Genomic DNA, 16,995 nt, shown 5'->3' on the forward strand with positions numbered 1-16,995 from the left:
CCGGCAGCCCCTTGGCCGCCCCTATTCAGACGCCGTGCGCCAGTGCCGCCAGCAGCAGCAGCGCGACGATATTGGTGATCTTGATCATCGGGTTCACGGCGGGGCCGGCCGTGTCCTTATAGGGATCGCCAACCGTATCGCCCGTCACCGCGGCCTTATGGGCTTCGCTGCCCTTGCCGCCATGATGGCCGTCCTCGATATATTTCTTGGCATTGTCCCATGCGCCGCCGCCCGAGGTCATGGATATGGCGACGAACAGGCCGGAGACGATGACGCCCAGCAGCAACGCGCCCAGGGCCGCGAAGCCGTTGGCCGTTCCCGCCACCGCCGCGATCGCGAAATAGACGACGATCGGCGCCAGCACGGGAAGCAGGCTGGGGATAATCATCTCCTTGATCGCGGCGCGCGTGACGAGGTCAACCGTGCGGGCATAGTTGGGCCGCGACGTGCCCTCCATGATGCCCTTGTTGGTGGCGAACTGGTCGCGCACGTCCTTGACCACGTCGCCCGCCGCGCGGCCAACGGCGGTCATCCCCATCGCGCCGAACAGATAGGGCAGCAGCGCGCCCAGCAGCAGGCCGACGATGACATAGGGATTGGACAGGCTGAAATCGACCGGCTCAGTAAGGCCCAGCGCCGTGTTGTAGAACTTCAGATCCTCCGTATAGGCGCCGAACAGCACCAGCGCGGCAAGGCCCGCCGAACCGATGGCATAGCCCTTCGTCACCGCCTTGGTCGTGTTGCCCACGGCATCGAGCGCATCGGTCTTGACCCGGACGCTGTCGTCCATATGCGCCATTTCCGCGATCCCGCCCGCATTATCCGTCACCGGACCATAAGCGTCGAGCGCGACCACCATCCCGGCAAGCGCCAGCATGGCCGTGGCGGCAAAGGCGATGCCGATCAGGCCCGCCTGGCTGTAGGCGACGATGATGCCGACCACGATCACCAGCGTCGGCAGCGCGGTCGCTTCGAGGGACACGGCAAGGCCCTGGATGACGTTGGTGCCATGGCCGGTTTCCGATGCGCGGGCGATGGAGCGAACCGGGCGGTAATTGGTGCCGGTATAATATTCGGTGATCCACACGATCAGGCCGGTGACGGCCAGACCCACCATCATCGACCAGAACAGCGCCATGCCGGTATAGCCGCCATTGCCGTCCAGATCGGTGCCGAAGGGCGTATGAAGATCGCCCAGCGTATATTGCGTCACGAAATACAGCGCCGGGATCGACAGGATCACCGTAGTCCAGAGTCCCTTATAGAGCGCGCCCATGATCGACTGGCTGGCCCCCAGCCGCACCATATAGGTGCCGATGATGGAAGTGATGATGCACACGCCGCCCACGATCAACGGCAGGGCCATCAATTTGTGCAGAAAGGCGTTGTCGACGCCGCTCACCAGCAGCGCGGTCAGCACCATGGTCGCCCCGACCGTCACCACATAGGTTTCGAACAGGTCGGCCGCCATGCCCGCGCAATCGCCGACATTGTCGCCGACATTGTCCGCGATGACGGCGGGATTGCGTGGATCATCCTCCGGAATGCCTGCTTCCACCTTGCCGACGAGGTCAGCGCCCACGTCAGCCGCCTTGGTGAAGATGCCGCCGCCCAGACGCGCGAAGATGGAGATCAGCGACGCGCCGAACGCCAGCGCCACCAGGGAGTCGATCACCAGCCGGTCATCGGGCGCATGGCCCGCCGGACCTGTCAGATACCAGTAGAAGACGCTGATCGCGAGCAAGGCGAGGCCCGCCACCAGCATCCCTGTGATGGCTCCCGCCCGGAAGGCGACGGTCAATCCCTGTTGCAGCGTGCCGCGCGCGGCTTCGGCGGTGCGGACATTGGCGCGGACGGAAATGTTCATCCCGATGAACCCCGCCGCGCCCGAAAGGATCGCGCCGATCAGGAAACCCACGGCCGATGTCACGCCCAGAAAGAAGAAGACCAGCGCCGCGACGACGATGCCGACCAGCGCGATGGTCGTATATTGCCGGCCCAGATAGGCTTTCGCGCCTTCCTGGATCGCGCCCGCTATGGCCTGCATGGTTTCATTGCCCGGCGATGCGGCCAATACCTGACGACTGGTGAAAAGGCCGTAGAGCACGGCCAGCAGGCCGCACCCTATGGCGATATAGACAATCTGCATGGATGTTCCTCTCCCCCTATTATGAGATGCATCGACCGCTCCGCAGGGATGACGGACGGGCGAAGGACGTCAAGGCGGGCGGCCGGAAACAGACATGTCCGGCATCGGGCACCGCATCACTCAGCATCAGGGTCGCGCACATCAGGCAGTCCAACCGGGCTGAAAACAGGATCGTGCGAAGCTACAGAGCGGAAAGGCTGCGTCAACCCGTTATGATATGACCCGAAATTCAGTCATGCTCCCAGCCGAGCCGATCGGGCAAAGGTAATACCGCCCCGTCGATCATTAGCGTCAGGCCCGCTCCCGCCGAAAAGCGGCCCACGGGAATGGCGCGCACCGGCGGCTTCATCGCGGCCGGCAGGGCAAAGAGCAGTTCATAATCGTCCCCCGCCCGCGCAGCGGCGATCTGCGTTGCGGTGCTGCCGCCCCGAACAGCTTCCAGCGCGGTAGAAAGGGGGATATGATCGATGGTCACGGCCAACCCGTTCGCCGCAGCCATGCGCGACGCATCCAGCAAAAGGCCGTCCGATACGTCCATCATCGCATGGACATGCGGCGCCAGCAGCGCTCCTTCGGCAAGACGGGGGCGCGGGCGGCGATAGGCTTCGACCAGCGGCCCCGCAGCTACAGCAGAAGCCAGCGCAAGTTCCAGCCCCACGCCCGCATCGCCCACCGGCCCTGTCACATAGAGCCGGTCTCCCGCTTGCGCCCCGCTTCGCGCCGGGACAGGGCCGGTCGCCTCACCGATGGCGGTCAGGCTGTAGCTGCGCGGCGCAGCTGACGGCATCTTCACCGTGTCACCACCCAGCAGCGGCATGGCGTGGCGATTCAGCGCCTCGTTCAACCCCGTGAGAAAGGCCGCGTCCCAGCTTTCATCCCCTGACAGCGCATAGCTCAGCAGGCAGCCGGCGGGCCGTGCGCCCTTGGCGGCAAGGTCGGAAAGGTTTACCGCCGCCAGCTTCCATCCGATGTCCGCGGGCGGATCACCGGGCAGATAATGCACACCCTCCACCATGGTGTCGTTGGTCAGGATCAGGCGAACGCCGCCGATCTCCAGCAGCGCCACGTCGTCGGCCAACCCGCGCGCGGCGGGATCGGTTGCGACCGCGCGCAACAACGACAGGAAGCGGGATTCAGCGGACATGGGCGACACCTAACTCCCCTCGCTGGGAAAATCGCGACGTTCCCTGCTTCCGCCTTACTTCCGCACATCCTTTGCGACCGCATCCAGCAAGCCGTTGACGAAGCCCGCCTCACGCTTGTCGTAAAAGGCGTGGGCGACATCGACATATTCGCTGATGACGGTGGCGGTCGCGACATCCTTGCGCGCCAGCAGTTCATAAGCCCCCGCGCGCAGGATCTGCCGCATCGGCTTGTCCAGGCGATTCAGGCTCCAGCCTTTGCTGAGACGCGCGGCGATCAGGCCATCAATCTCGTCCCGGCGCTTGTCCACGCCCGAAACGATGTCATCGAAAAACGCCTCCTCCGCCTGCGCGTAGGTCACATCCTCGATGGTCGCGCCGAGGCGATGCTGATGGAATTCATGCAGCAGCGCGGCGAGCGGCGTGCCCTCCATCTCGATCTGGTAAAGCGCCTGAACCGCGGCAAGGCGTGCAGCGGAGCGGGATTTGGAGCGTTCGTTCATGTATCTTCCCATAGCCGTTCGGACGAACGGAAACTATTGCAATCGCAGTGCTACCGACGCGGCATGGGCGGGCAAGCCCTCCGCCCGCGCCAGCGCGACGGCCGCGGGACCGATGGCGCTGACCGCGCTCTGATCCAGGCTGAGGAAGCTGGTGCGCTTCATGAAATCGAGCACTGAAAGCCCGGACGAGAAACGCGCGCGCCGCCCGGTCGGCAGCACATGGTTCGGCCCCGCGACATAATCGCCCACGGCTTCCGGTGTCATGCGACCGAGGAACACCGACCCGGCATGCCGCACCTGCGCGAACAGGGCGTCGGGATCGTCCACGGCCAGTTCCAGATGCTCGGGGGCGAGGCGATCGACCAGAGGCATCGCCTCTTCCCAATCGCGCACGAGGATGATCGCACCATTGGCGGCCCAACTCGCCTCAGCCACGGCATGGGTCGAAAGCTGGGGAATCTGCCGCTCCACCGCATCCGCCACGGCGTCGGCAAAGGCCGCATCGTCGGTGAAGAGGATCGACTGGCTGGTCGGGTCATGTTCCGACTGGCTCAAAAGATCGGCGGCGATCCATTCGGCATCATTCTTCGCGTCCGCCACGACCACGATCTCCGACGGCCCGGCCACCATGTCGATGCCGACCACACCGTAAAGCTGGCGCTTGGCTTCGGCGACCCAGGCATTGCCGGGGCCGGTGATGACATCGACGGGCCTAATCCGGTCCGTACCATAGGCCAGCGCGGCTACCGCCTGCGCGCCGCCTATACGCCAGATTTCCTCGATCCCCGCGATGCTGGCGGCGGCCAGCACTAACGGATTGATCTCCCCGCCCGGCGTTGGCGTCACCATAGCGATGCGCGATACGCCCGCGACCTTGGCGGGAATGACGTTCATCAGCAGGGAGCTGGGATAGGCGGCCCGCCCGCCCGGCACATAGAGGCCGGCCGCATCCACCGCGTTCCACCGCGCGCCGAGGCGCACGCCCGCGCCATCCACGCCGTCGGCGTCCTGCGGCTTCTGCTTTTCATGATAGGCCGTGATGCGCGCCGTCGCGAGTTCCAGCGCGTCGCGCAGTTCGGTTGAAATGCCGTCCAGCGCAGCGCGGCATTCGGCAGGCGTCACCGCCCAGCCGCTAACGTTCAAATCATGCCGGTCGAAACGCGCCGTATAATCGGCCAGCGCGGCATCGCCTTCCGTCCGGACGCGCTTCAGAATCGCGGAAACGTCGCGCGATACGTCCTCGTCCGCCTCACGCCGCGCATCGACCAGCGCGGTGAAAGCAGCGGCGAAATCCGCATCCTGGCTACCCAGTCTAAGCGGCATCTTTCGTTCCCACGGCCCTGCGGAAGGCCTCTACCAGAGGGGCGAGTTCCGCCGAGCGCATCTTATAGGCTGCCCGATTGACGATCAGCCGCGCCGACACCTGCATGATGACGTTGGTTTCGACCAGGCCGTTGGCTTTCAGCGTCGCGCCCGACGATACGAGGTCGACGATACGGCGTGACAGGCCGAGCGACGGGGCCAACTCCATCGCGCCATTCAGCTTCACGCATTCCGCCTGGATACCGCGCGCCTCATAATATTTGCGGGTGAGGTGCGGATATTTGGTCGCGACGCGGACATGGCTCATCGCTGCCTCATCTTCATCGGCAAGGCCAGCGGGTTCCGCGACCGACAGGCGGCAATGGCCCATGGCGAGATCGACCGGCGCGTAAAGTTCGGAATAATCGAACTCGTCCACCACGTCGGAACCCACGATGCCGATCTGCGCGGCGCCATGCGCGACAAAGGTGGCCACATCGAAAGCGCGCACGCGGATGATCGAAACGTCTGGCCGGTTGGTGGCGAAGCGCAACGCCCGGCTTTTCTTGTCATGGAACTCCGCCTCCGGCTCGATACCGGCGCGGACAAGCAGGGGAAGCGCTTCTTCGAGGATGCGCCCCTTGGGAATGGCGAATGTGAGCGGACGAGTCATGACGTTCGCGCCTTAGCCGCGCGGCACATAGTAAACAATACTCATGCAGCCTGCGCCATTGCAGCTTCGGTCGCCGCGATCCAGCCGCCGCCCAGCACCCGGTCGCCCGCATAGAGCACCGCCGCCTGGCCCGGCGCGACGCCAAATTCGGGCGCATCGAATACCAGCCGATCACCGTCGAGCCGCGCTGGCACGGGCTTCGCCATGGAACGGACCTTAGCAGTGAGTGGCCCGGTAAAATCACCACCCAGCCAGTTGATATCGCTCAAACGCGCAGCGTCGACCGCCAGCGCCGCTTTCGGCCCCACGATTACCCGCCGCCCTTCGGCATCGAGCCGCACCACATAGAGTGGATCGGGCTGGCCACCGATCTCCAGCCCTCTGCGCTGGCCGACCGTGTAATGGATCATGCCCTTGTGCCGTCCCAATATGCGGCCATCGACATGGACGATGTCGCCCCCTTCATCCGCATCCGGGCGCAGCTTGCGGACGATCTTCGCATAATCGCCATCGGGCACGAAGCAGATGTCCTGACTATCGGGCTTCAACGCCACGGACAGGCCCAGATCCGCCGCGATCTCCCGCACCTGCGGCTTGGGCAGGCCCCCAAGGGGAAAGCGCAGATAATCAAGCTGCGCCTGAGTCGTGGCGAAGAGGAAATAGCTCTGGTCGCGCGCCGGATCGACGGCCCGATGCAGCTGCGCGCCCTGCGCCCCGACCACCCGGCGGACATAATGGCCGGTCGCGAGGCAGTCCGCGCCAAGGTCGCGGGCGATCTGGAACAGGTCGGTGAACTTCACCCCCATATTGCATTTGACGCAGGGGATGGGCGTGCGGCCAGCCATATATTCATCGGCGAAGTCGGCGATCACCGAATCGCGGAACCGGCTTTCATAATCAAAGACATAGTGCGCTATGCCAATCCGGTCGGCGACCGCGCGCGCGTCGCGGATGTCCTGCCCCGCGCAGCAACTTCCGGTGCGGCCCACCGCCGCGCCATGATCGTAGAGCTGCAAGGTCACGCCGATGGTTTCCGCGCCCGTGCGCGCGGCCAGCGCGGCGACCACGCTCGAATCCACACCGCCGGACATGGCAACGACGATGCGCCGCGCATCGAGCGGCTCCGGCAACTGGAATTCTGGCTGCATGGGCACGCATATAGTCGCCCTTCCCCTCCGGTTCCAGCGGGATTCCCACTCGCAGTCAACGGAAACATGCCCGCAAAACATGCGACGAACCGTTGGCGGGTTTACCGAGCCTTATCCTTTTCCCTCTACATCCCCTGCCATGGACTTGGGATTCATTCGAGGCGGCGGGTTCAGTTCCGCCAACGCCAGACCCGTCAGCCTGCCGCATGTGCCGGTATGGCCCCTGCTTCGCGCCACATCGGCTGCGGCGCAGGCCGCCAGCCCGACGGCACAGGCCGTGGCGGGCCTTTTGCGGGGGCAGGAGGGAATGCAGGACTGGGTTCAGGAACTGGCGGGAATCTTCGCGCCACGTTCCGGCGGCATGATCGAGGCCGTTCACCTTGGGGGCAGCTTCAACCCGCTGGTCGCAAGCCGGTTAAGGGGAGGCAAGGATGATGAAGGAGGTGTTTACCGTGGCGCTTTAGCCGATCTTCAGGGCTGACGCGCATAAGGGAACCACTTTCCAAAATCGGCAATGCCAGTGCCGCTATTTGAGGGTTAGAATGATTGAAAACCAGAAAATCCGACCTGCACAGGTCGTCGGGCCGCTCGGAGAACCCCTAACTCTGGACAGCCTGCCCCCCGCGAACACAACGCGTTGGGTCGTGCGCCGCAAGGCCGAGGTAGTCGCCGCCGTGAATGGCGGGCTGCTGAGCGTGGACGAAGCGTGCAAACGCTATGACCTGACGCTGGAAGAATTCGCAAGCTGGCAGCGCGCGGTCGACCGGTCGGGCATGCATGGCCTGCGCGTCACCCGCATCCAATATTATAAATCCCTCTACGAACGGCAGCAGCGTTACTGAACAGGCGCTCTCCACCGGAAAGAAAGGCCGCGGGACAGCATCCTGCGGCCTTTTTTATGTCAGGCGCTCCCGATATGCGCGAATCGTTTTTCAGGCGAAATTTTTCTCAAGGAACGGAAAGCCGCTTTCTCCGTTGAATGCATCAGCCAACCCGCTTGGGGGCGCTGGTGCAAGGAGAGAGAAATATGGGCATTATCTTGTGGCTTATCGTCGGCGGTGTCATCGGCTGGCTCGCCAGCATGGTCATGCGGACCGACGCGCAACAGGGCATATTGCTGAACATCGTGGTCGGCATTGTCGGCGCGTTCGTCGGCGGCCTCATCTTCAGCGGCGGGTCGATCAATGACGGACTGACCGTATACAGCTTCCTCGTCTCGCTGGTCGGCGCGATCATCCTGCTAGCGATCGTGAATCTGATAAGACGCGGATCGGTGCGTTAAAAAAAGGCACCCTGTTTGGATCGCAAAAAAGGGCCGCTCTATCCCCCGCTTAGGAGGATGGAGCGGCCCTTTCCCGTCACTCTTCCGCTCCGTCAGCGGCGCGCCGCGAACAGGCGATAGATTGCCAATATGACGACCGATCCCACGATAGCGGCCATGAAACCGGCGGACTCGTCGGGGCCATAGAAGCCCGCCAGCCGCCCGGCATAACCAGCCAGAAGGGCGCCTGCCGTCCCTAGCAGCATCGTCACGATGCAACCGCCCGGGTCGCGGCCCGGCATGATGAGCCGCGCCACCGCTCCAGCCAGCAAGCCGAGGAGAATCCATCCCATCAATTCCATATGCGCCTCCATCCGCCCCTTCACCAAAGCGATTGCATCACGCCCGCGACCTCTTGCAAGAGCAGGTTCCGCCGCTGTCGAGAATCGCTTTGCCGACCGCTCTTATCCCATGATATTGGGGCTTGAGACCAGTGATATATTCATATAATACAGCGCCCCGAAACAGGCACCGCGCCGGAGAGATGGAATCGGCATGAATTACGAAACTCCGCTGGCGAGCGAGGACGCCGCGCTTGTCGACGATGGGTCGATTCAGCCCGGCGGGCGCCGGTGGCTGCCGATCGCAGCGGGCGCAGCCATCGCCCTCATCATTCTGGCGCTCTGGCTGTCGATGCATGGAAAACCGGCAGCAGGCGACGATTCTGCTGCACAGACCATTCCAGCCGTCACCGTCATCAGCCCGGGTTCGTCAGACGTCGAACGCACCGTCAACGCGACCGGCTCGCTGGCGGCCCGCGTCGAAATGCCGGTCGGCGTCATCGGCGAAGGCGGGGAAGTGCGGCAGGTTTTGGTGCAACCGGGCGACTGGGTGCGCGCGGGCCAGACGCTCGCGGTGATCGAACGCTCCGTGCAGACCGAGCAGGCGCGTTCGCTGGCCGCGCAGATAGAGGTGGCGCGCGCCGACGCTAAGCTCGCCCAGGCACAACTGGATCGTGCCAAGGCGCTAGTGGCGCGCGGCTTCATCAGCCAGGCGGATATCGACCAGCGCACGGCCACCCGCGATGCCGCGCAGGCCCGCGTGAACGTCGCTGTCGCGCAACTGGCCGAACAGCGCGCGCGCAACGGACGGCTGGACATTCGCGCGCCCGCCGCCGGGCTGGTGCTGACGCGGGACGTAGAGCCGGGCCAGATCGTCGGCGCGGGCAGCGGCGTGCTGTTCCGCATGGCCAAGGGCGGCGAAATGGAAATGCTGGCGCAGGTCAGCGAGGACGATCTGGCGACGCTGCGGCCGGGCAACAGCGCCATGGTGAAGCCAGTTGGCGGCTCCGCGCAGTTCGCTGGGCGGGTCTGGCAGGTATCGCCGGTGATCGATCCGCAAAGCCGGCAGGGCATCGCCCGCATCGCCGTTGCCTATAATGCCGCGATCCGTCCCGGCGGATTCGCTTCCGCCACGATCGTGAGCGGATCGGGTCAGTCCCCCCTTCTCCCCGAATCGGCGGTGCAAAGCGACGACAAAGGCAATTACGTCTATATCATCGACAGCAGGAATCAGGTGGAACGTCGCAATGTCATCGTGGGCCAAGTATCCGATACGGGCGTGTCGGTGAAAAGCGGCCTGACGGGCCGTGAACGGATCGTGGAAACGGCGGGCGCCTTCCTGACCCCGAAGCAGAAGGTGAAGCCGGAATTCCGCAAGACACAGTGATACAGCGGCGGCGGTTCGCAAACCGCTGTCCGACAGCAGGATCAGTCCGGCGAGAAAGGCCGTCATGAGTTTTCGCAACATCTCCGCCTGGGCTATCCGCAACCCTACATCGCCGATCGTGCTGTTCGTGGCGCTATTGCTGGCGGGTCTCGTCAGTTTCAGCCGCATGGACGTGAACCAGCAGCCTGACATCAGCTTCCCGATGGCCAGCGTCACGGTGCTTCAGCCCGGCGCCGCACCGACCGAACTGGAAACGCAGGTCACGCAACGCGTGGAGGCGGCCGTCCGCGCCATCAGCGGGGTCGATGAAATCACCTCCGTAGTGTCGGAAGGTCAATCGCTCACCAATGTGCAGTTCGAGATCGGCACGCCGGTCGACCGCGCCGTCAACGACGTGAAGAACGCCGTGGATCAAATCCGCAGCGACCTGCCGGAAGGCATATTGGAACCGCAGGTCAGACGCGTCGACATCGATGGCGGCCCGATCGCCTATTTCGGCGCGGAAGCCACCGACATGACGCTGGAAGAATTGTCCTGGTATGTCGACAATACCGTGGCAAAGCGATTGCTGGCTGTACCAGGCATGGCGGCGGTCACGCGCGGCGGGGGCGTCAGCCGGGAAATCCGGGTCATACTCGACCCCGCCAAGCTACAATCGCACGGCGTGACCGCGGCTCAGGTGAACCAGCAATTACAGCAGGTAAACCTGAACGCCGCGGGCGGCCGCACCGAAATCGCTGGAGCAGAGCAGGCCATCCGCGTGCTTGGCAACGCAAAGGATGCCTACGCGCTGGGGCAAACGCAAATCGGCATTTCGGGCGGACGGACGGTAAAGCTGGCCGATCTGGCCGCAGTGCGCGACATGTATGCCGAACAACGCTCGCTCGCTTTGATGAACGGACGGCAGGTGACGAGCTTCCGTCTGGAAAAGGCCAAGGGATCGTCCGACGTCACCGTCTATGACGAAGCGATCAAGATTCTCGACACGCTGCAAAAGGAAAATCCCAAGGTCCATTTCAAGCAGCTCTACACTAGCGTCGATTACACCAAGGACCAGTATCATTCCGCCATGCAGGCGATGATCGAAGGCGCCGTGCTGGCGGTCGTCATCGTGTTCCTGTTCCTGCGCGACTGGCGCGCGACGATGATATCCGCGCTGGCCATCCCCCTGTCGGCGATCCCGGCCTTCTGGTTCATGGACATGATGGGCTTCACGCTGAACAGCATTTCGCTGCTGGCGCTGAGCCTCGTTGCAGGCGTGCTGGTCGACGATGCCATCGTGGAGATCGAGAATATCGTCCGCCACATGCGCATGGGCAAGACGGCCTATCAGGCAGCGATAGACGCGGCGGACGAGATCGGCCTTGCGGTGCTGGCGACGACGATGGCGATTGTGGCGGTATTCCTCCCGGTCGGTCTGATGCCGGGCCTGTCCGGCCAGTTCTTCAAGCAATTCGGCCTGACCGTCGTGGTCGCGGTGCTGCTCAGCCTTGCCGTGGCGCGTCTGGTCACGCCCATGATCGCCGCCTATTTCCTGAAGGCCCATGGCGAGGAAAGCCATGGCGAGGGCTGGCTGATGGATCGCTATATGGCCGTGCTGCGCTGGTCGCTGGATCAACGGCGCGCCATAGCCCATCGCGCCAAGGGCGGCATGGCGCGTCATACCGCATGGCTGCGCGATCATCGCCTCTGGACCGTCGCCATCGGTTTGCTGGCGCTGCTATCGACGATTGTCGCTTTCGGAACGCTGCCCATGGCCTTCCAACCCACGATGGACACCGACTTCAGCCAGGTGCAGATCGAAACGGTGCCCGGCAGCACCTTGCAGCAGACCACCGCGGTCGCGCGCCGCGTCGCGGACATGCTGGCGGCAGACAAGGATGTCGTCGAAGCGGCCTTTGCCAATATCGAAACGACCGAGGCGGAAATCTTCCTCACCCTGCGGAAGGACCGGCCAATATCGTCGGTCGAATGGGAACGAAAGGTCGCGCCCAAATTCCAGCAGATCGCTGACGCGCGCGTCAATTTCCAGTCACAGTCGGGGGGCGGTTTCGGTCGCGACATCGTCATCATGATGGGCAGCGACGATCCCGCATTGCTTGAGAATACCGCCAACAAGCTGGTTTCGGAAATGGCGGGCATCCGCGAAATCCGCGCACCGCGCGTCCATGGCGACATGCAGCGGCCCGAAATCGTCATCAAGCCACGCTTCGACCTTGCCGCCAGCATGGGCGTGACGACCGCGGCGCTCAGTAACACCATCCGCGTCGCCACCATTGGCGAAATCGACCAGAACACCGCGAAATTCTCGCTGTCGGACCGTCAAATCCCGATCCGCGTCGCCGTGCAGGAGGGCAGCCGCCGGGACATGGCCACGATCGCTAACATGCCTGTGCCCACGGTGAGCGGCGGTTCGGTCCCCCTTAAGGTCGTCGCCGACATCGAATTCGGCTCCGGCCCGACGCAGATCCGGCGCTATAACCAGATCCGCCGCGTCGTGGTCGGCGCGGACCTGGCGCCGGGCATCGTGACCAGCCAGGCCACGGCGAAGATCAATGCCCTGCCCACCATGAAGGCGGTGCTGGAGGGCAAGATTCAGGGCGTGCAGAAAATCAACGCAGGCGACAGCAAGTTCGAAGCGGAAATGCTCGTGAATTTCGTCATCGCGGTGGTGTCCGGCATCCTTCTGGTGCTGGCGGTGCTAGTCCTGCTCTACAAGCGGATCATGCCGCCCTTCGTCAATCTGGGATCGCTGCTGCTGGCGCCTCTGGGCGGCGCGCTGGCGCTGCATCTGACAGGCAATCCACTATCCATGCCGGTGTTCATCGGCCTGTTGATGCTGTTGGGGATCGTCGCCAAGAACTCCATCCTCGTCATCGACTTCGCGTTGGAGGAAATGGAAAAGGGCGTGCCGAAGTTCGAAGCCATCGTGGACGCGGGCCACAAGCGCGCGCAGCCCATCGTGATGACAACTGTCGCGATGGTGGCCGGCATGGTGCCCACGGCCCTGTCCCTGGGCGGCGACGGCGCATGGCGTGCGCCCATGGGCGTTACTGTGATCGGCGGCCTGCTGCTCTCGACACTGCTCACGCTGGTGATCGTGCCCGCAACGTTCAGCCTGGCGCTGGGCGCGGAACAATGGATCGGCCCGCGCCTGAGCCGACGGCTGCTGACCTATAAAACGGGCGACGACAAGGCCCATGCCGGCCAGACCCAGCCAGCCGAGTGAACGGATACAAAAAGAAGGGCTTGCCTGAACGAAACGGTGGCGTAACCGTTGGAGAGCCATGAAGCTGCTCCGCGTGACCCGGCCCCTGAGCGATATGCCAGCCCATCCGGCCCGCAACATGCGGCTGGTCGCAACGGGCATGTTGCTGCTCATGGCGGCGCTTTTCCTCGCCGCCCGCGCCAGCGTCCACCTGCATCCCGCCATCGGCTTCGTCCAGGCGTTCGCCGAAGCGGCCATGGTCGGCGGTCTGGCCGACTGGTTCGCGGTGACGGCTCTGTTCCGCCATCCGATGGGGCTGCCGATCCCCCACACCGCGATCATCCCCCGCAACAAGGACCGGATCGGAGACACGCTGGCCCTCTTTCTGCGCGACAATTTCCTGACCCCCGCCGTCGTGGCGCGGCGGATGCGGGGGCTGGATGTGGCGGCGGCGACCGGACGATTCCTTGCCAGCCCCTCCGGTGGGGACGGACGCTTGCGCGAAGGCGCGTCGCGGCTGGCGGCCGAGATATTGGAGACGCTGGACCAGGAACGGCTGGGCGGCATGGTCAAGGGCGCGATCGGCCAGCGGCTGCGCGCAGTCAACCTTGCCCCTCTGATCGGACAGGCACTGGAAGCGGCGATGCGCGACGGGCGGCACGCGCCCGTAATGGACGGCATCATCCGATGGGCCGACCGGACGCTGGAAGGGAATGAGCATCTCATCCGCCAGATGGTGCATGAACGCGCAGGCAAGATCATGCGCTGGACCGGACTGGATGAAAACCTTGCCAGCGCTATATTGAACGGGCTGCGAAAGCTGCTGGCCGACATGGCGGACGATCCGGGCCACGGTCTGCGCCTGAAGGCGGAGGAAGGCATGGCAAAGCTGGCCGCCGACCTGCAGTTCGATATCGGGATGCAGGCGAAGGTCGCTCGCGTCCGTGACGAGATTCTCGACAATCCCGCCATGCAGCGCTGGATCGACGGCATGTGGGAACAGGCGCGCGCCGGGATGCTGCGGGCGGTGCGCGATCCGGGCAAGGCCATGGCAGGGCGGTTGGGCGAGGCGCTCAAGCAACTTGGCGAGACGCTTCAGAGCGAAGAGCGGCTGCGGCGACCGATCAACCGCTTTGTACGACGGGCAGCGGTCGGCGCCACGGCCAGCTATGGCGATTCGATCGTCAAGCTGGTGAGCGAAACGGTACGGGGCTGGGACGCGGGCACGGTTACCAGCCGTCTGGAAAATGCCGTGGGTCGCGACCTGCAATATATCCGCATCAACGGCACGTTGGTGGGCGGGCTGGTGGGGCTGGCGATCCACGCCATCGACAGTCTGTTCTAGCAGAGCCTTGGTTGTGTGAAGTCCAGAGGGAGTCATAGAAGGGAACGCGGTTTCAGTCGCTCGACCGAAAATTAATGTTGCAACATATCATTATGATATGGTGTAATGTTACACAGCCTCAAAAAGAGGCATGTCGAGGAAGAGGATGCAGTCATGGGTTCGATTACAATGGGACCGGCGAGCGGCGCAACCATGTCCGGCTATCGCGGCAGCAGGCGATCACCCATCGGCATTGGCGGCGCCATCGCGGTCCATGCGATCGTCGTGGGCGCGATCCTGCTGATGCCCAGGGAGATGATAACAACATTCATTCCCACCACCTTGCAGGGAACCAACATTCCCCTGGATGCGCCGCCACCCGAAATCGCGCCGCCGGAGCAGACGGACATCAAGCCTAGTCAGCCCACCATGGAACGGCCCACCGCGCCGGAGACGATTGTCCCGCTGGGCGGTTTCAACGACGCCCTGACCGGAACGGATGGCCCGTCGCAAGGGGACGGCGGCAGCATGGTGAGCGGTGGCATGAATCCGCCCGCCGACCCGCCCGCCCTGCCCGTTTTCGTCGATGCGGCCATCGATCCGAAGGCGCTTGCCGCCTTCCAGCCCGATTATCCGGGCACGATGATCCGGCAGGGGATCGAAGGATCGGTGAAGGTCAGGGTGACGATCGGCGCGAACGGCCGGGTGACCGCTATCGAGCGGCTTTCCGCCTCGGACGACGCCTTCTGGCTGGCGACGCAGCGCCATGCCCTGCGGAAATGGCGGTTCGCCCCGGCGACTCGCGATGGCGTCCCAGTCGCCAGCAGCAAGGTGCTGACCGTGCATTTCCGCTTGCAGAACAACTGAACGGGACGCGATGCCGCCCGGATGCAAAAACCGGTTTCACTGCCTTTTGCATCCGGGCCGCTCCTGTCCTATATGAGCGCGATGGCGATTTTCCCCCGTCCGGCTTCTCCAAGGAGCGCGCTCCACGACCTGTGGAGCTATTTCCGCGCGCAACGTCCGCATAAATGGCCGATATTGGGCCTGTCCGTCGCGATCACCTGGCTGATCATATGGGTGTTCGTGCTGGACGCGAACACCAACACCATGCCGACGCGCAACCAGATCATCTATGTGCAGAGTTGGGATACCAACCGGTCGGATGCCGCGATCATCCTGCAACAGAAGATGGAACTGGCCAAAAGGGAAGCGGCGCTGGAGACGAAACAAAAGGAAATGCAGCATGTCGCCGACATGTTCGGCATCGACTGGCGCGAGGATGAAGCGCGCAACCGTTCCCGCCGCCAGGAAGCGTTGAAACAGATCAACGCCCAGCTCGATTCGCGGCTTGCCAAGGCCGAAGCGGGGCAACAGCCCGCAACGGGAGCGGCCCAGCCCTGAGCGCCATGATGCCGCCTGCCGATGGCAAAGCCGATCCCGCCGCCGACCGGCGCTTCATGGCGGCGGCGATCGCCCTGTCCGGGCGGGGCCGCGGCCTTTCCACCCCCAATCCCAATGTCGGCTGCCTGATCGTCAGGGACGAACGCATCGTCGGGCGTGGCTGGACGCAGAAAGGCGGACGTCCCCATGCCGAGGCGCAGGCGCTGGAACAGGCCATGGACCGGGCGCATGACGCGACGGCCTATGTGACGCTGGAGCCCTGTTTTCACCTGTCCCCACGCGGCCCGCGCTGCGCCGACCTGCTGGCGCGCGCAGGAATCCGGCGCATCGTCATCGCCCTGCGCGATCCCGATCCGCGCACGGACGGCCAGGGTGCGGCATGGCTGCGCGATCATGGCGTCATCGTCGAAATGGGACTGATGGAGGCCGAGGCGCGCGCCGCCATGGCTGGTTTCGTGCTGCGACAGACGTTGGGGCGGCCCGCCGTCACGCTGAAGCTGGGCCTGTCGCTCGACGGCCGGATCGCGCTGCCCGACGGATCGAGCCGCTGGATCACCGGGCCGGACGCGCGCGCGCACGCCCATCTGGAGCGGGCGCGGCATGACGCCATATTAGTCGGCGGCGGCACGCTGCGCGCCGATGCGCCGCGGCTCGATGTGCGGCTGCCGGGGATGGAAAGCCGCTCGCCCCGCCGCATCCTGCTCAGCCGGGGCGAAGCGCCTTCCGGCTGGGAGCGGATCAAGCGGCCGGAGGATATTGCCGCGCTGGACCGGGTCGATCATCTGCTGGTGGAGGGCGGCGCGCAGACGGCGGCCGCTTTCCTGCGGGCCGGGCTGGTCGACCGGCTGCTGCTTTATCGCGCGCCGATCCTGATCGGCGACGGGCTGCCGGCCCTGGGCGACATCGGCCTTGCCGACCTGGCTCAGGCGCATGGGCAATGGACGCTGACCGACGAAAGACGGCTGGGCGTCGACCAGTTGGAGGTTTACGCGGCAGCGCGCGGGGCATAGTGGCTGGCCGGTTTGGGTGGAAGGTGGACTGTCTGCTATTCCCATCTCCGTTCGCCCTGAGCGAAGTCGAAGGGCGTAAGGGAGGCCCCTTCGCTTTGCTCAGTGGAAGGCCCTTCGACGCCGCCTGCGGCGTCGCTCAGGAC

Annotated in this window: 16 protein-coding genes; 9 read left to right on the forward strand and 7 right to left on the reverse strand. The window is 64.5% G+C overall.

The annotated features are described in order from the left end of the window. Positions 1-25 precede the first annotated feature (25 nt). From ATN00_RS02620 to mnmA, 6 genes are all read right to left on the reverse strand, one after another. A complete protein-coding gene (locus tag ATN00_RS02620; RefSeq protein WP_021244488.1) occupies positions 26-2,149 on the reverse strand; it encodes a sodium-translocating pyrophosphatase in 2,124 nt (707 codons plus the stop codon). 229 nt (positions 2,150-2,378) lie between these two features. Further along, complete coding sequence (thiL, locus tag ATN00_RS02630) at positions 2,379-3,293, reverse strand: thiamine-phosphate kinase (protein WP_062061749.1); 915 nt, start codon at positions 3,291-3,293, stop codon at positions 2,379-2,381. Between the two features lie 54 nt (positions 3,294-3,347). Continuing rightward, entirely contained in the window at positions 3,348-3,794 is a 447-nt protein-coding gene (gene nusB / locus ATN00_RS02635; protein ID WP_062061752.1) for a transcription antitermination factor NusB, read from the reverse strand. A 33-nt stretch (positions 3,795-3,827) separates the two neighbouring features. Further along, the gene (gene hisD, locus ATN00_RS02640) at positions 3,828-5,117 is read right to left on the reverse strand and encodes a histidinol dehydrogenase (RefSeq protein WP_062061755.1); all 1,290 of its coding nucleotides are present in this window, start codon (positions 5,115-5,117) and stop codon (positions 3,828-3,830) included. Further along, positions 5,107-5,769 (reverse strand): ATP phosphoribosyltransferase, encoded by a 663-nt coding sequence (gene hisG / locus ATN00_RS02645; RefSeq protein ID WP_062061758.1) that lies wholly within the window; start codon positions 5,767-5,769, stop codon positions 5,107-5,109. Before hisG ends, hisD begins: the two co-directional genes overlap by 11 nt. Before the next feature lie 41 nt (positions 5,770-5,810). Next, complete coding sequence (mnmA, locus tag ATN00_RS02650) at positions 5,811-6,917, reverse strand: tRNA 2-thiouridine(34) synthase MnmA (RefSeq protein WP_062061760.1); 1,107 nt, start codon at positions 6,915-6,917, stop codon at positions 5,811-5,813. Between the two features lie 139 nt (positions 6,918-7,056). On the opposite strand from mnmA, the gene ATN00_RS02655 reads away from it, so the two are divergent. The 3 genes from ATN00_RS02655 to ATN00_RS02665 all read left to right on the forward strand — a co-directional run bounded on the left by ATN00_RS02655 (position 7,057) and on the right by ATN00_RS02665 (position 8,199). Next, positions 7,057-7,398: a hypothetical protein gene (locus ATN00_RS02655; protein ID WP_062061764.1), complete on the forward strand. Its 342-nt coding sequence runs from the start codon at positions 7,057-7,059 to the stop codon at positions 7,396-7,398. 61 nt (positions 7,399-7,459) lie between these two features. After that, positions 7,460-7,759 carry a CtrA inhibitor SciP gene (gene sciP, locus ATN00_RS02660; protein WP_062061767.1) on the forward strand — a complete coding sequence of 100 codons (300 nt, stop codon included), beginning with the start codon at positions 7,460-7,462 and terminating at the stop codon, positions 7,757-7,759. Between the two features lie 185 nt (positions 7,760-7,944). After that, positions 7,945-8,199, forward strand: a complete 255-nt coding sequence (locus ATN00_RS02665; protein WP_062061769.1) for a GlsB/YeaQ/YmgE family stress response membrane protein — start codon at positions 7,945-7,947, stop codon at positions 8,197-8,199. A 92-nt stretch (positions 8,200-8,291) separates the two neighbouring features. Here the strand turns inward: ATN00_RS02665 and ATN00_RS02670 are convergent, their stop codons facing one another. Next, on the reverse strand, positions 8,292-8,540 hold the full coding sequence (locus ATN00_RS02670) for a GlsB/YeaQ/YmgE family stress response membrane protein (RefSeq protein ID WP_062061773.1): 249 nt from the start codon (positions 8,538-8,540) through the stop codon (positions 8,292-8,294). Between the two features lie 193 nt (positions 8,541-8,733). Here ATN00_RS02670 and ATN00_RS02675 point away from each other — a divergent pair, with 193 nt between their 5' ends. From ATN00_RS02675 to ribD, 6 genes are all read left to right on the forward strand, one after another. Next, positions 8,734-9,906 carry an efflux RND transporter periplasmic adaptor subunit gene (locus ATN00_RS02675; protein WP_062061776.1) on the forward strand — a complete coding sequence of 391 codons (1,173 nt, stop codon included), beginning with the start codon at positions 8,734-8,736 and terminating at the stop codon, positions 9,904-9,906. Positions 9,907-9,970: 64 nt separating this feature from the next. Then, positions 9,971-13,135 carry an efflux RND transporter permease subunit gene (locus ATN00_RS02680; RefSeq protein WP_062061779.1) on the forward strand — a complete coding sequence of 1,055 codons (3,165 nt, stop codon included), beginning with the start codon at positions 9,971-9,973 and terminating at the stop codon, positions 13,133-13,135. A gap of 58 nt (positions 13,136-13,193) precedes the next feature. Next, entirely contained in the window at positions 13,194-14,459 is a 1,266-nt protein-coding gene (locus ATN00_RS02685; protein ID WP_062061782.1) for a DUF445 domain-containing protein, read from the forward strand. A gap of 153 nt (positions 14,460-14,612) precedes the next feature. After that, positions 14,613-15,305 (forward strand): energy transducer TonB, encoded by a 693-nt coding sequence (locus tag ATN00_RS02690; protein WP_062061797.1) that lies wholly within the window; start codon positions 14,613-14,615, stop codon positions 15,303-15,305. A gap of 81 nt (positions 15,306-15,386) precedes the next feature. Further along, positions 15,387-15,842 carry a hypothetical protein gene (locus ATN00_RS02695; RefSeq protein WP_231746370.1) on the forward strand — a complete coding sequence of 152 codons (456 nt, stop codon included), beginning with the start codon at positions 15,387-15,389 and terminating at the stop codon, positions 15,840-15,842. Between the two features lie 56 nt (positions 15,843-15,898). Continuing rightward, a complete protein-coding gene (gene ribD, locus ATN00_RS02700; RefSeq protein WP_062068309.1) occupies positions 15,899-16,852 on the forward strand; it encodes a bifunctional diaminohydroxyphosphoribosylaminopyrimidine deaminase/5-amino-6-(5-phosphoribosylamino)uracil reductase RibD in 954 nt (317 codons plus the stop codon). Positions 16,853-16,995: the final 143 nt, after the last annotated feature.

The sequence above is a fragment of the Sphingobium baderi genome, assembly GCF_001456115.1.
In the GTDB taxonomy this organism is placed as follows: domain Bacteria; phylum Pseudomonadota; class Alphaproteobacteria; order Sphingomonadales; family Sphingomonadaceae; genus Sphingobium; species Sphingobium baderi_A.